Below are 13881 nucleotides of genomic sequence, written 5' to 3' on the forward strand. Positions count from 1 at the left end.
GGCCCGGCGGGCGGGGCGATCCACGGAGCGGCTAGAGCTGCTCCATCCTGAGCCAGGCCCGCGAGGGCAGCGGGTGGCCGAACAGGCGGGCGGCGTTGCCGTAGGCCACCCGGGCGATGTCGGCGGGCGGCAGCCTGCCCAGGCTCGTCGCGACGGCCTGCTGGGTGTCGGGCCAGGTGGAGTCGGAGTGGGGGTAACCGCTCTCCAGCAGCACGTGCTCCAGGCCCACGGCGAGGCGCACGCCCGACAGGGCGTGGTCGTTGAGCGTGCCGAAGTAGAAGTTGCGGCGCAGCACCTCGCTGGGCTTCAGGCCGCCCTCCCACTGCGCCTCGCCCGCCACCGGGTGGTCCAGCGCGTAGTCGGCCCGTTCGGCGAGCATGGGCAGCCAGCCCACGCCGCCCTCCACGATCAGGATGCGCAGGGCCGGGAAGCGCAGCGGGACGCCCGACCAGAGCCAGTCGGCGCAGGCGAACATGGCGCTGGCCGGCATCAGCGTGGTGATCGCCTCGATGGGGGTGTCCGGGGACGGCACCGGGGTCCACGAGCCTGCCCCGGCGTGCAGGCAGACGACGGTGCCGGTCTCCTCGCACGCCTGGAAGAAGGGGTCCCAGTGGTCGCTGTGGATGGACGGCAGGCGCAGCCGGGTGGGGAACTCGGGGAAGAGCACCGCCTTGAAACCGCGGGCCGCGTTGTCGCGGACCTCCTTGGCGGCGATCTCGGGGTCGGCCAGCCAGGGAAGCTGCAGGGCGATGATCCGCTCGGGGTAGGTGCCCGCCCAGACTTCCACGTGCCAGTCGTTCCAGGCCCGCGTGACGGCCAGGCCCAGCTCCTGGTCGCGGGTCTTGGCGAAGAGCATCCCGGACTGCAGGGCCAGCATGCCGGGGAAGCACAGCGACGCCCAGACGCCGGCGCGGTCCATGTCGTCGATCCTGGCCTCGATGTCGTGGCAGCCCGGCCGCATGTGCTCGAAGCGCACCGGGTCGAGCGTCCACTGCTCCCGGGGCAGGCCGGCGCCCACGTCGAGACCCGCGCACGGGTAGGTCGCGCCGCCGTACCTCCAGACCTGGTGTCCCGCCTCGGTCTCCACGACCTTGGGGGCGAGGTCGGCGTATTTATCGGGGAGCCGGCCCTCGAACATGTCCGGCGGCTCGATCAGATGGTCGTCGACCGAAATGATCACATAGTCCCGCCGCCTGGGCTCGGGGTCGGGGAGCAGCGGCGTCGTCACGCGGTAAACCGTACGTCCCCGTCATAACACTGGACAAGCCAGAGGGTCACGGTTTGACGCGTGTAGTCCGGAAGCCCGCACCGGGGCCATGACCTCGCGACTTCGACGGGCGGCGCGCGAGGTCACCGGCCGGTGCGGTGGGGCTTGCGGCCGGTGCCGCCCCCGGGCCCGGGGCCGCCGTCGGGGGATGGCGACGGCCCCGGGAGGGCGGGCCCGCCGATGAGGGTGCCACTCGTAGCGGGCCCTTGGGAAACGCCCCTACCCGTAGATCGCCGGGATAACGGCATTTCCTGAAAAAGATCCATTCTGTGGTGAAAGGCGGAAAAGACCTGCGGAGTCAAGGAAAACGGCGGCCGCCCGGGGGCGGTCCGGCCGGAGCGGGGTGAGCCGCCGAATCGGACAGAGGGAACGGCGACCGGCCGACGGGACGAGTCGACAGGAACAGAACGAATGAAACGAACGAAATTGTTGAGATGAAATGGGACTTAACAAACAAAGCGGATGAAACGGAAAGAGTGTGGCAGAACAAGGCAGAAGGGGAAGGGGCGGGGCGCCGGCACGGGGCCGCCGGCCGTAACCTGTCCGGCGGGTCCGAGGGCACGAGGGGGGTGGCATGCCGACGGTGGTTCCGGCGCGGGGCGGCCTGGAGCACGGCGCGCGACTGGTGCTGCTGCTCGTCCTCTCGCTGTCCTTCATCGTCATCCTGGCCGACCAGGACCTGCCGCGCCGCGACGCCGAGGAGCTCATCGCGGACCTGCGGGCGGGGAGGGTCACCACGGTCGTCTACGACCGCGACTGGCCCGCCTACGGCACCCTGACGTGGTCACGCGGCCCGCTGTCCTGGACCCAGGCCGCCCACCGCCAGCCGGACGACGTCTGGGACCACCGGACCGGCGAACTGGTCCGCCCGGCCCTGGAGCGCCGCCAGGGCGCGTTCCTGGCCCGGGTGCGCGCCGCCGCGGACCCGTCGGTGGAGATCGTGCGGGGCGGGCCCTCGTGGTTCCGGGTGGGCTCGCCGGCCTACGCGCGGTGGTGGCCGCCGTTCGCGCCGGTCGCGGTGGCGGCCGAGGTGCTGGTGTGGATGATGATGCTCACCCGCCGCGACCACCGTTTCGCCGGCCGCCGGGCGTGGTTCTGGATCCTGCTGGCCGGGGGCTCGCCGCTTTACGCGCTGCTGGAGCCGTACCCGCTGTGGCGCCGGCCGTACGAGGCGCTGCCGGCGCCCGCCAGGCTCGGCGGCCCCGCGGCGTTCGCCCTCGCCGTGACCGCCATGCTCGCCCTGACGATGCTGGGCACCCCCGCCTGACCGTTCCTCTGCCGGACGGGCCGCTGAGGTAGGAAAGGAAGGGTGACCCCCTTCCCCGCCAGGATGCGGAGCGGCTGGCGGATCGCCGGCCTGGCCGTCCGGATCGTGCTGCTGGTCGTCCTCCTCGCGGGCGCGCTGGTCGCGGCGCTGAGTTCCGCGCCCACCGCGCGGACCCGGGCCGAGTTCCGCGCCGCCGTGACCGCGGGCCGGGTGTCGGCCGTCCTGTACCGGCAGCGTGACAGCCTGATCCAGGAGGTCAGGTGGTCCGAGGGGCCCCTCGTCTGGCATCAGGTCGAGGACACGCCGGTTCATCGCGACAGGCCGGGGTACACCGCCGCCGAGTTCTGGGCGGAGATCTCCGGGGTGCCCCTGAAGGCGGTGTCCTCCTTCGGCGACCGGAGCGACCCGTCGGGATTCCTCCCCGACTGGCTGTTCCGGGGCCTGCGGTACGGCGGCGTCCCCTGGGCCGCGTTCGCCTGGGGGATCGCCTTTCTGATCATGCTCGGCTCGACGCCCCGGCTGGGCAGCCGGTGGGCGTGGATCTGGCTGTTCACCGTGGGACAGGTCGGCGCGATCGGCTTCCTGCTGCTGGAGCCCCGGCCGCTGTGGTATCGGGCCGACCGGCAGCCCACGCCGGTGGTGAGGATGAGCGGCGGGCAGGGCTGCCTGATGTCGGTCGGCCTGGCGATCACCGCCGTGCTCGCCGCGATGGGCGTCGGCCTGCTGGCCAGGTTGCTGCTGGACTAGGTTCCGTTCGGCGGGTCTCCGCCGTGGTTCTGTTCGGCGGGTCTCCGACGTGGCGAGGACCGGCCGGGCGTCGGCGAGCGTGGGGGCCGGTCAGGCGTCGATCGGCTCGGTGGGCTCCTTCGTGTCCCGCTTCGGTCCGTCCTCCGCCCGGCCGGCCCGGACGTCGGCGGCCTCGCGGCGGATCAGCAGGATCCAGCCGCCGATCGCGACGGCGATGAACAGCCACCACTGCACGCCGTACGCGAGGTTGAGCCCGCCGCCCTCGCCGACGTCCGGCTCGGGCACCGGGACGGGCGCGGCGGCGGCCTGGGGCGACTGGGAGGTCAGCTCCACGAACCCGCCGTAGAGCCGGTACGGCAGACCCTGGCCGATCCGCCCGGTGTCGATCAGCATGACCTGGCCCGGGGGAAGGCCGGGCCGGTCCTTGATGCCGCTGGTGTCCTCGGTCTCGGCGGGGCGCAACCGGCCGGTGACGGTCACCCGGCCCGGGGCCGGGGCGGGGACGTCGGGTACGGCGTCGGCCGACGCGCCCGCCTTGACCCAGCCCCGGTTCACCAGCACACCCTGGCCGTCGCCGGTGACCAGCGGGGTGAGGACGTAGAAGCCGAGCACGCCCTCCTGGGGACGGCGGCGCACCAGGAGCTGGTGGGCCGTGTCGAACGTCCCGGCGGCCGTGACGGTGCGGTACTTGTCCTGGACGCGCACGGTGCCGCCGGGCGTGGTCAGCCGGTCCAGGGCCACCGGGGCGGCCGCCAGGTTGGCGGTCGCCTGGTGGCTGGTGGTGGACCGCTCGTCGTAACGCCCGAACTGCCATCGGCCCAGGAACACGAAGGCGGGTATGACCAGCAGCACCACCACGTGCAGGGCGATCCAGCGAGGGGTCAGAAGAAACCGGTACACGCATTCAGGGTAGGCACCGTGGGCACCGCCCCGTCCTTCCGGGTGGGGCGACGGCGTGGCATCGCGGCGTGGACGCCGGCTTGGTGCCGCCGGACGGAGGCGTTAGGATCGCCCGGGCCGGAGCCGTTTCCCGAACCGTTTGCGGAACAAGGTTCTGTTGCCTCACCATGGAATCCGTGAAGACTGCCAAGAGCGGACGTGACGGCCGGTCCCGCATCATCGAGGGCGCCCTGCGGCGGTTCAGCCAGGATGGCGTGTCGGCCACCACTCTGGCCAGCCTCCGCGACGAGAGCGGCGTCAGCGTCGGAAGCTTCTACCACCACTTCGCCAGCAAGGAACACGTCTTCGGCGTGCTCTACGCCGACACCCTGCGCATGTACCAGGAGGCGTTCCTCGACGAGCTGCGGCGCCACGAGACCGCGCGGGAGGGCATCGAGGCCATCGTCGCGATGCACATGGCCTGGTGCGGTGAGAACCGCGAGCGCGCCCACCTGCTGATCAGCGAGCGGCCGCCCCGGCGCGACGAGCCCGGCGGCACCGAGGTGTCGGAGTCGCGGCGGGCGTTCTTCCGTCAGGTGTCCGACTGGTGGCGCCCGCACATGAAGGAGGGTCTGCTCCAGCCGGTCCACCCGACCATGTGCTACGTGCTGTGGCTGGGCCCGGCCACCGAGATGTGCCGCCTGTGGTTCGCCGGCGCCCACCAGCCGACCCAGGACGAGATAACGGGCCTGTGCGAGGCCGCCTGGCAGAGCCTGCGCCAGCGGCCCTCCTCGGAGCCCGCGTAGAAGGGTCCTGGGGTCTCGCCCACCATGTGGCGCGGCCGTCAGAGTCCGCGCAGGGGGCCAGGGGCCTTCGCCGGCCGCCGTGCGCGGGCGGGGACCCGCCAGGTCGTCCCGTCCAGCGTGATGTCCAGCCGCGCGTCGTGCCGCCTGCGCCGCAGGCCGGGGACGGGCACCCGGTTCTCGGCGTCGAACCCGCCGCGCCGGGCGTGGCCGTACACCAGCTCGCCGGTGAAGACCCGCAGTTCGTCCCGGTTGCCGCACCGGGGGCAGGTCCAGGACACCAGGTCGGCGCGGCGGTCGTAGTCGTGGCAGGCGGGGAAGTACTCGTCGGGCCGGAAAAGGGCGTCGCAGGCGAGGCAGGGGATCGGCATCCAGGTCCTCCCGGGGCCGCTGTGGTGGCCGGTCGTTGTCACTCTCCGTGATCAACGGCTATCTCGTAGCGCTTGACCTGCGCTTTCAGGACGCTTGACACCCTCCGTGGTCGATGGTCACTCCTCGTGTCCGTCGGTGTCCTGGCCGTACGGGGCGGCCGGGCCGCGGTGCGAGGATGGGCCGGTGAACGATCTGTTTGACCGGCTCAGGGAGCTGCTGCTCGACGCCGGATACACCATCGACGGCGTCCGGGAGCGCCTCGGCGAGGTCGCCGCCACCGCGCTGTCCCGCGAGGAGACGGTGCCCGCGCTGCGCGCCACCCGCGACGGAGACCCGCTCGGCACGCTGATCCGGCTGTGGTGGCTCGGCGTCCCGGTGGACGCCCCGGAGGGCCTGCCGGTGGCCGAGCTGGCCGCCGCGGGCCTGGTGACCTCCGACGGCGGCCGGGTGGTCTCCACGGTCCACCTCCAGCCCTGGGAGACCGGTGGCTACGTCGTGTCCGACCGCAAGGTCCGCCCCGGCGACCCGGCGCTGCGCCCGGACCACGTCGTCGGCGCGGGCGGCGCGTCGGCGAACCTGGCCCAGCTCGTGACCCGCCGGCCGGTGGAGCGCGCCCTCGACCTCGGCACCGGGTGCGGTGTCCAGGTGCTGCACCTGGCCGGGCGGGCGCGGGAGATCGTCGCCACCGACGTCAACCCGCGCGCCCTGGAGCTGGCCCGGATCGGCTGGGCGCTGTCCGGGATCCGCGACGTGGACGCCCGCGAGGGATCGCTGTTCGAGCCGGTCGCCGGCGAGCGGTTCGACCTGGTCGTCTCCAACCCGCCGTTCGTGATCTCCCCGGCCGGCCGGTTCACCTACCGCGAGTCCGGCTTCGAGGCCGACGGTTTCTGCCGCGATCTGGTACGGCAGGCCCCCCGTTTCCTCGCGCCCGGCGGCACCTGCCAGCTCCTGGCCAACTGGCTGCACGTCCGGGGCGAGGACTGGCGCGACCGGGTGGGCGGCTGGCTGACCGGCACCGGATGCGACGGCTGGGTGGTCCAGCGTGACGTCCAGGACCCTGCCGAGTACGTGGAGCTGTGGCTGCGCGACGCCGCCGAGCAGGGCACCGCCCGCTACCGCGAGCTGTACGACGGCTGGCTCGGCTGGCTGGAGTCCATGGACGTCACCGGCATCGGGTTCGGCTGGATCACCCTGCACGACTCGGGCACCCTCGACCCGGTCGTGCGGGTGGAGGAGCTCGGTCAGCGGGTCGAGCTGCCGGTGGGCGGCTACGTGGACGAGGTGCTCGGCTCGATCGCGGCGGCGCACCGGCTGCCCGGCGCGGAGCTGCCGGGCGTACGGCTCGCGCTGGCGGAGGGCGTGCTGGAGGAGCGGGTCGGCCCGCCCGGCGCCGAGGACCCGTCCAGGATCACGCTCCGGCAGACCAGGGGGCTGCGCCGTACCGCGCGGGTGGGGACGGTGGAGGCGGCGCTCGCCGGGGTGTGCGACGGCGATTATCCACTGGGCCCGCTGCTGGCCGCGATCGCCGAGCTCACCGGCGAGGACGCCGATGACCTGCTGGCCAAGGCCCCGGAGGCGATCCGGCCGCTGGTCGCCGAGGGATTTTTCCACATATCCACAGGGTGACCGTCCACAGCCTGTGGATATCTCCCGGCGATCGGTTGTTGATCGGATGTTGACCCCCGTGGGAGAGGCTCTGACCACGGACGCGGCACCCGGGGGGAAGGGACCGCGTCCGGTCCGGCCGGTCGCCGGCATGAGGCGGCCGGCCGCCGGGAGACGCGCCGGACAACCGGGCCCCCTATGCGTCCCCGGCGGTCTCGCGACCGGCCGGACACCTGCCCTCGCTGTCCGACCGCCCGGTGCCAGGTCCCCGGGGCGGGAACCAAGACGGGAGCCCGATGAACAACCACGCCTGGATGACACGTCTCGACGACGGCCTGTACGACGGGCTGGAGCCGGTGGTGGACGGCCCGGCGACTCCGGCGGTCCCGGCGGTCTCAGCGGACGGTTCCGCGACCTCGGCGGGCGTCCCGGTGATCCCGGTGGTCCCGGCGGGCGGTCCCGCGGCCTCAGGGGGCGGCGGGGTCGCCGCCCGCGGCGGTCGCCCGGTCCAGCAGCGCCCGCAGGTCCGCGGCCTCGGGGGCGCCGAGCCGGGCGAAGACGTCGTGGGCGCGCCGGAGGCAGTCGTGGCTGCGGGCGGCGTCCCCGAGGCCGTCGAGGGCCCGCCCGAGCACCCACAGTGACAGCGCCTCGCCGTACGGGTGGCCGATCTCGCGGCTGACCGTCAGCGCCTGCTCGGCGTGCCGGGTCGCGTCGGCGAACCGCCCGGCGGCGATCAGGGTCTCGGCGAGCCGGGAGCACACCCGCTGCTCCCACACCCGCTGCCGGCTCGCCCGGAAGAAGGCCAGGCACTCGGCGTGGTGGTGGACGGCCTCGTTCAGCCGCCCGACGCGCGACAGCACCATCCCCAGGTGGTAGCGGGCCCGCGCGGTGCCGGGACCGGAACCGATCTCGGTGAAGAGGGCCAGGCCCTGCTCGGCGGCGGCGATCGCCTCCTCGGCCTGGCCGAGGAACAGGTGGTCGCGGGCGGAGTAGCTCAGTGTCAGGGCCTCGCCGCCGCGCGCGCCCGCCTCCCGGAACGCCGCCCGCGCCGCCTCGAACCAGGACAGCGCCTCGGCGTGGCGGCGGCGCCGGCCGGTCACCACGGCCAGCGCGTTCATCGTCTCGCCGGTGACGATCCCGTCGCCCGCGCCGGCCAGGTCCAGCGAGGTGCGGAACTCCTCCTCGGCCTCGGCGAGCCGGTTGGCGTTGAACAGCACCCGGCCGAGCACGTAGTGGCAGCGCATCCGGCAGGAGGCGTCCCCGAGCCGCCGGGCGGCGGCCAGCGTCTCCCTGGCCCGCTGCTCGAACTCGCGGACGTGGCTGCCCGACTCCAGCAGAGGTTCCATGGCCAGCAGCAGGTCCGCGCCGGGCAGCAGCCCTCCGGCCCCCCGCGCGCCGGACGCCTGGGCGATCGCCGCGAACAGCGACTCCGCCTCGGCCGACAGCCAGGCCACGGCCTCGTCGGCGGAGGTGAACGCGTGGCCGGGCGCGGTCACCGCGATCCGGTCGGCGACCGTGCTGCCGTCGTAGGCGAGGCGGTGCGCCGACCGCGCGGAGGCCAGGTAGAAGTCGAGCAGCCGGCGCAGCGCGGCCGCCCCGGCGCCGGCGGTCGCCGGCCCGGCTGTCCCGGGAGCGCCGGCCTCCGCTTCACCCCCGGCCACCGCGACGCCGCCCGCTCCGGCCCCCGCCTCGGCCCGTTCCGCGATCCGGCGGGCGAAGAGCCTGAGCAGGTCGTGGAAGCGGTAGCGGCCGGGCGCGGGGGCCTCCAGCAGGCTGGCGTCCACCAGGGACTCCAGGACCTCCTCGGCGTCGCCCTGCCCAGAACCGAGGAGGGCGGCCGCCGCCCCGACCGAGATGTCGGGTCCGCCGGGCAGGGAGAGCAGCCGGAAGGCACGGGCCTGCTCCGGGCCGAGCTGGCCGTACCCGAGGGCGAAGGTGGCCTCGACCGCCAGGTTGCCCACCCGCATCTCGTCGAGGCGGCGGCGCTCGTCGGCCAGCCGGGGCACCAGCGAGGCGACCGTCCAGGACGGGCGGGCCGCCAGGCGGGCCGCCACGATCCGCACCGCGAGCGGCAGGAACCCGCAGGCGGCGACGACGTCCATGGCCGCGGCGCGCTCGGCCGCCACCCGGTCGGCGCCCGCGACGGTGCCGAACAGGGTCAGTGCCTCGTCGGGCTCCATGACGTCGAGGTCGAACAGCCGGGCCGCCGCCAGGTCGGCCAGTTTGCCGCGGCTGGTCACGATCGCCGCGCAGCCGGGCGTGCCGGGCAGCAGGTGGGCGACCTGCTCGGCGTCCCGGGCGTTGTCCAGCAGTACCAGCATCCGGCGTTCGGCCAGCAGCGAGCGGAACAGCGCCGACCGCTCGGCCAGGCCGTCCGGGATGACGTCGGGCGGCAGGCCCAGCCCGCGCAGGAACGCCGCCAGCGCGGACTCGGGCGCGACCGGGTCCTCGCCGTAGCCGCGCAGGTCGGCGTAGAGCTGGCCGTCGGGGAACAGCTCCTGCAGGGCGTGCGCGACGTGTACGGCGAGCGTCGTCTTGCCGACGCCGCCGATGCCGGAGATGGCGGCCACGGGGACGCCGTCGGCGCCGTCCCCGGCGGACAGCAGGGCGCGCAGCCGGGAGATGATCCGGTGGCGGCCGGTGAAGTCGTTCACGGCCGCGGGGAGCTGCGCGGGCCGCGGCAGCTCCGGGGGGCTCGCCGGACCCGGCGGGTGCGACGGAGCGGACGGGTGCGGCGCGGCGGCCTCCGGCGCGTCCCGGCCCGGTCCCCCGGCGGGTGCGGAACCCGCCGCCCCGGCGGACGAGGCGGGCACAGCGGGTACGGAGGACACAGAGGGGACGGTGGGCGCCGCGGAGTTCGCCGGGTCCCCGGCGACCGGCGGGGCCGGGGCCGGAACCGGGGCCGGAGCCGGGACGGGAACGGCCGGCGGACGCGGGACGAGGCTCGGGTCGCCGCTGAGGACGCGCCGGTGCAGCGCGGTCAGCTCGGGTCCGGGTTCGATGCCGAGCTCGCCGATCAGCACGGTCCGGGTGTCGGCGAAGACGGCGAGCGCGTCCCCCTGTCGCCCGCACCGGTAGTAGGCCAGCATCAGCTGGGCGCGCAGCCGCTCGCGGAGCGGGTGCTCGGCGGTCAGCGCGATCAGCTCGGAGACGACGTCGGCGTGCCGGCCCACCTCCAGGTCGAGGTCCATCAGGGTCTCCAGCACGCTCATCCGGCGCTCGGCGAGCCGGTCGCGCTGGTGCTCGGCGTAGGGGCCGACGGCCCCGGCCAGTGGCTCGCCGGTGTACAGCGCCAGGCCCGTCCGCAGGTGCCCGGCGGCCGCGGCGAGGTCACCGGCGCCCCGGGCCGCCTCGGCCTGCCGTACCCCGTGCTCGAAACGGGCCAGGTCGAGGGCGTCGTCGGCCAGGCGCAGCGCGTAGCCACGGCCCACCGAGGTGAGCAGCTCCGGACGGGTGCGGGGCGACCTGCCCGGCTCCAGCACGGACCGCAGCCGGGAGACGTAGGTGCGCAGCGCCCCCAGCGCGCGGGGCGGGGCCTCCTCGCCCCAGACCCCGTCGATCATCTCGGTCGGGGTCACCGCCCGGTTCCCGCGCAGCAGCAGCATCGCGAGGATGGAACGTTGCAGGGGCGTGCCGAGATCCAGCTCCCCGCCGTCACGCCAGGCTTGGACGGGGCCGAGTACGGCGAAGCGCAACCCGCCCGCCCTGCCCTGATCAGCCATCCCGTGGATCTCCGCCCTAATGGGAACTTTTATTCGCAAATAATAGATCCTTTATCCGCGATCCACAGGAGAGCGGCGGTTACCCCTCGATCACCGTTGATCGGGCATTGATCAGCCGTTGAGCCCCGATGCCGATGATTCCCTATGTCGGGCATGGCGCCATACGGGGGCTGTCATGCCCGACATGTCAGTCAATTGCAGGTATGGAGAAAGATGCGGTAAGCGGCGTGCAGGCGGTCCGGCCTATCAATGAGCCATGGCTCCCCGAACGGAGACGGGAGCCGCCTCACCCCCTGGGAGAACCGCAATGCGCACCACCGCCCGCACCCTCCTCGGCCTCGCCGCCGCCACCGCCCTCCTCGCGGTCACCCCGGCGCTGGCCTCCCCCGCCTCGGCCGCCACGCTCGCCGCCGGCACCGCCGCGGCGTCCACGACGGCCACGACGACCGCGAGCCACGACTACGACGACAGCTGGGGCCCCTACTACTCGAAGTACTTCGGCCACTCCCGCGCCATGGCCGCCAGGGGCCAGGTGTGGACCGACCACTCCGACCGGGTCCACGTCGAGGGCAGGCTCTACGACAGGTACTCGCCGAGCTGGCTCTGCGGCTACGTCCAGGTCAAGTTCGAGAACTCCGACGGCGACGAGTCGGCCTACTGGGCCAAGAAGTGCGGCTCCAGCGGCTACCGCTCCTTCCACTTCGCCTCCGACGACGTCGACAGCGCCCAGGTCCGGGTCTGCTACTGGAACCAGAACGAGGGCCGGACGAAGATGTGCGGCAGGTGGAACTACGTCTACGAGGCCGACGGCGACGACGAGTGACGCCGGATCCCGCTCCCGGACGAACGTCAGGCCCGCCCGGTCCCCGGGCGGGCCTTCCGTTCCAAGAGATCGTCGAAGTGACGGATGACGGGGAGGGGCCTCCCTCCCCGCTGTTCGGCTAGGCGGCCTCGACCAGGCCGAGCCGGGCGTGCAGCCGTTCTCGTACGAGCGGCCACTCGGAGCTGAGGATCGAGTAGTACGCGGTATCTCGGACCGTGTCGTCGGCGCCTCGGGATTCCGCCCGCCGCACACCGTCGAGGTGTGCGCCGAGGGCCTCGATGGCGGCCCGGGAGCGTACGTTGCGCACGTCGGCCTTGAGGGTGACGCGGTGGACCTGCCACGTCTCGAAGGCGAGGGAGAGCATCAGGTACTTGCTCTCCCGGTTGACACCGGTGCCCTGGGCCGACGCCGCCAGCCAGGTGTAACCGATGTCCGCCACGGACGGGACCTCGCCCACCGCTCCACGGGCGCCCGGTGGCCAGGGCATGGGGCCCTGCCAGTACTCCAGGTTCATGAGACGGGTGGCACCGACCACGCGGTCGGTGTGCAGCCACCGGATGGCGAAGGGCATCGTGCGGCCCTCCGCCTGCTCAGCCAGGGCGGCCTCCACGTAGGAGGCCACCTCGCCCCGACCATGGGGCACGCGAGTGAAGCCGTAGGTGGAGCGGTCTTCACTCGCCGCGGCGACGAGGTCGTCGACGACCGCGAGGCTGAGCGGCTCCAGGCGCACGAGGCGCCCGGACAGGGTGACAAAAGCGGGCATGAGCACATGATGAGGGCTGCCGACGTGGGCTTTTGCCAAATGATGCGGGGCGTTTCGGTGGCCGCTGGGTGAATCGCCCTCTCTGCCCCGTTTTCGGCGGTAAAACCGCAGGTCAGAGGCGTGAACGCCGTCCCGGGGACGGCCGGCCCGCAGGTAAATTTTCCGTCAAGCGCCCGCATCTCGGACCACCGCTCCGCCGGAGCGGGCGCTCCACCCTTTCCGGGCGCCTTCGGAGCGGCCGGCCCGCCCCTTCCGGGCGCCTTCGGAGCGACCGGTCCGCGCTCCCCCGAGGCTTCTCCGAGCGGCCGCCCCACCTTTCCGGGCGCCGTCGCGGTCAGCGTCCGCCCGGCGTTCCGGCGCCCGCGCCGAGACGGCTCAGGACCCCGGCCAGCCGGTCCAGCGAGGCGGAGATCCAGGGCAGCTCCAGGGGGTCGGGGGCGGCCAGCGCGGCCAGCCGCCGTTCGGTCGTCTCGCCGTACAGGAGGCTGGTCGCCATCCGCACCCGCAGGGCCCGCGGGTCGTCACCGAAGGCGTGGCCGGGGAGCACCCCGACGCCGTGCGCGCCGAGCAGGTGCGCGGCCAGGTCGGCGGAGGTGCCGAAGGGCAGCCCGGTGAAGTCGGGGTACAGGTAGAAGCCGCCGCGTGGCGCGCCGGCCGGCACACCCGCCCCGGCGAGCAGCCCGTGCACGGCCCGCGCGACCGCGCCGTGCAGCCGCCGGCTCCGCTCGATCCGCTCGGTGAGCTCGGGGGGTTCGGTGTAGGCGTAGGCCGCCGCCCGCTGGACGGGCGCCGCGGGACTGGACCAGATCTCGCTCGCCACGGCGAGCAGCCGGTCGCGCAGCTCCTCGGAGGGAAGGCGGGCCACACCGATCCGCCAGCCGCCCAGGGCGAGGCTCTTGCTGAGTCCGGTGGTGACGATCGTGCGCTCGGGCGCGACGTCGGCCGGGCTGAGGAACCCCGCCTCGGGGTCGTGGACGAGATCGCGGTAGATCTCGTCGGAGATGATCAACAGGTCGAGCTCACGGGCCAGCTCGGCGATCCGCCGGACCGTCGCGGCGCCGGCCAGCGTGCCGGTGGGGTTGTCCGGCAGCGTGACCAGCAGCGCGCGCACCCGGCGTCCCCGGGACCGCGCGTCCAGGACCGCGTCGGCGAGGAGGGCGGGATCGGGCACCCCGCCCTCGCCGGGCGGCGACGGGACGGGCAGCGGGCGCGCCCCGGCCAGCTCCGCCTGGGCGGCGTAGCTGACCCAGCTCGGTACGGGCAGCACGACGTCGCCGCCGATCGCCGGCAGCAGGCCGTACAGCAGGGACTTGCTGCCGGGGCCGCAGACGACCGACTCCGGGTCGGTGGGCAGGCCCCTGCGGCGCCAGTACCCGGCCGCCGCCTCGCGCAGCTCCGGAACCCCGGCGACCGGGCCGTACCCGTTGTGCCCGGCGGCGTCGGCCAGCCGCTCCCGCAGCACCGGGTGGACCGGCAGGCCCGCCTCCCCGAAGGCCAGGTGCAGCACGTGCTCCCCGGCCCGCCGCCTGTGCTCGATCTCCTCGTTGGCCGCCAGAGTGGCGGAAAGGGCGATGCCCATGGGTGCCTCCGGTCATTGCGGAACGTTCCCCAGCATGGTGGGGTGGAGCCCTCG

General features: G+C 74.0%; 11 protein-coding genes. 5 read left to right on the forward strand and 6 right to left on the reverse strand.

From position 1 onward, the window contains the following. Positions 1-31: 31 nt before the first annotated feature. Positions 32-1228 carry an amidohydrolase family protein gene (locus HDA43_RS16660; RefSeq protein ID WP_179821766.1) on the reverse strand — a complete coding sequence of 399 codons (1197 nt, stop codon included), beginning with the start codon at positions 1226-1228 and terminating at the stop codon, positions 32-34. Between the two features lie 613 nt (positions 1229-1841). On the opposite strand from HDA43_RS16660, the gene HDA43_RS16665 reads away from it, so the two are divergent. Both HDA43_RS16665 and HDA43_RS16670 read left to right on the forward strand, forming a co-directional pair. Then, complete coding sequence (locus tag HDA43_RS16665; RefSeq protein ID WP_179821768.1) at positions 1842-2534, forward strand: hypothetical protein; 693 nt, start codon at positions 1842-1844, stop codon at positions 2532-2534. A gap of 42 nt (positions 2535-2576) precedes the next feature. Further along, on the forward strand, positions 2577-3281 hold the full coding sequence (locus HDA43_RS16670) for a hypothetical protein (RefSeq protein WP_179821770.1): 705 nt from the start codon (positions 2577-2579) through the stop codon (positions 3279-3281). Between the two features lie 90 nt (positions 3282-3371). On the opposite strand, the gene HDA43_RS16675 is transcribed toward HDA43_RS16670, so the two are convergent. Next, entirely contained in the window at positions 3372-4181 is an 810-nt protein-coding gene (locus tag HDA43_RS16675; RefSeq protein ID WP_179821772.1) for an SURF1 family cytochrome oxidase biogenesis protein, read from the reverse strand. Positions 4182-4357: 176 nt separating this feature from the next. Here HDA43_RS16675 and HDA43_RS16680 point away from each other — a divergent pair, with 176 nt between their 5' ends. Beyond that, positions 4358-4966: a TetR/AcrR family transcriptional regulator gene (locus HDA43_RS16680; RefSeq protein ID WP_179821774.1), complete on the forward strand. Its 609-nt coding sequence runs from the start codon at positions 4358-4360 to the stop codon at positions 4964-4966. A gap of 38 nt (positions 4967-5004) precedes the next feature. On the opposite strand, the gene HDA43_RS16685 is transcribed toward HDA43_RS16680, so the two are convergent. Beyond that, positions 5005-5334: a hypothetical protein gene (locus HDA43_RS16685; protein WP_179821776.1), complete on the reverse strand. Its 330-nt coding sequence runs from the start codon at positions 5332-5334 to the stop codon at positions 5005-5007. 184 nt (positions 5335-5518) lie between these two features. Here HDA43_RS16685 and HDA43_RS16690 point away from each other — a divergent pair, with 184 nt between their 5' ends. Then, complete coding sequence (locus tag HDA43_RS16690; protein WP_179821778.1) at positions 5519-6961, forward strand: DUF7059 domain-containing protein; 1443 nt, start codon at positions 5519-5521, stop codon at positions 6959-6961. Between the two features lie 446 nt (positions 6962-7407). Here the strand turns inward: HDA43_RS16690 and HDA43_RS16695 are convergent, their stop codons facing one another. Then, positions 7408-10662 carry an AfsR/SARP family transcriptional regulator gene (locus tag HDA43_RS16695; protein WP_246424006.1) on the reverse strand — a complete coding sequence of 1085 codons (3255 nt, stop codon included), beginning with the start codon at positions 10660-10662 and terminating at the stop codon, positions 7408-7410. A 307-nt stretch (positions 10663-10969) separates the two neighbouring features. On the opposite strand from HDA43_RS16695, the gene HDA43_RS16705 reads away from it, so the two are divergent. Beyond that, positions 10970-11485 carry a hypothetical protein gene (locus HDA43_RS16705; RefSeq protein WP_179821780.1) on the forward strand — a complete coding sequence of 172 codons (516 nt, stop codon included), beginning with the start codon at positions 10970-10972 and terminating at the stop codon, positions 11483-11485. 118 nt (positions 11486-11603) lie between these two features. On the opposite strand, the gene HDA43_RS16710 is transcribed toward HDA43_RS16705, so the two are convergent. Then, a complete protein-coding gene (locus HDA43_RS16710) occupies positions 11604-12248 on the reverse strand; it encodes a GNAT family N-acetyltransferase (RefSeq protein ID WP_179821783.1) in 645 nt (214 codons plus the stop codon). Positions 12249-12582: 334 nt separating this feature from the next. Next, the gene (locus HDA43_RS16715) at positions 12583-13827 is read right to left on the reverse strand and encodes a pyridoxal phosphate-dependent aminotransferase (protein ID WP_179821786.1); all 1245 of its coding nucleotides are present in this window, start codon (positions 13825-13827) and stop codon (positions 12583-12585) included. Positions 13828-13881: the final 54 nt, after the last annotated feature.

Origin of the sequence: Streptosporangium sandarakinum, assembly GCF_013409935.1 — a bacterium.
Classification (GTDB): domain Bacteria; phylum Actinomycetota; class Actinomycetes; order Streptosporangiales; family Streptosporangiaceae; genus Streptosporangium; species Streptosporangium nondiastaticum.

What these genes read in the sequence shown, in the direction of transcription:
- HDA43_RS16665 (WP_179821768.1), top strand. Translation starts at nt 1,842, where the DNA reads ATGCCGACGGTGGTTCCGGCGCGGGGCGGCCTGGAGCACGGCGCGCGA.
- HDA43_RS16685 (WP_179821776.1), bottom strand. Translation starts at nt 5,334, where the DNA reads ATGCCGATCCCCTGCCTCGCCTGCGACGCCCTTTTCCGGCCCGACGAG.
- HDA43_RS16695 (WP_246424006.1), bottom strand. Translation starts at nt 10,662, where the DNA reads ATGGCTGATCAGGGCAGGGCGGGCGGGTTGCGCTTCGCCGTACTCGGC.
- HDA43_RS16705 (WP_179821780.1), top strand. Translation starts at nt 10,970, where the DNA reads ATGCGCACCACCGCCCGCACCCTCCTCGGCCTCGCCGCCGCCACCGCC.
- HDA43_RS16710 (WP_179821783.1), bottom strand. Translation starts at nt 12,248, where the DNA reads ATGCCCGCTTTTGTCACCCTGTCCGGGCGCCTCGTGCGCCTGGAGCCG.
- HDA43_RS16715 (WP_179821786.1), bottom strand. Translation starts at nt 13,827, where the DNA reads ATGGGCATCGCCCTTTCCGCCACTCTGGCGGCCAACGAGGAGATCGAG.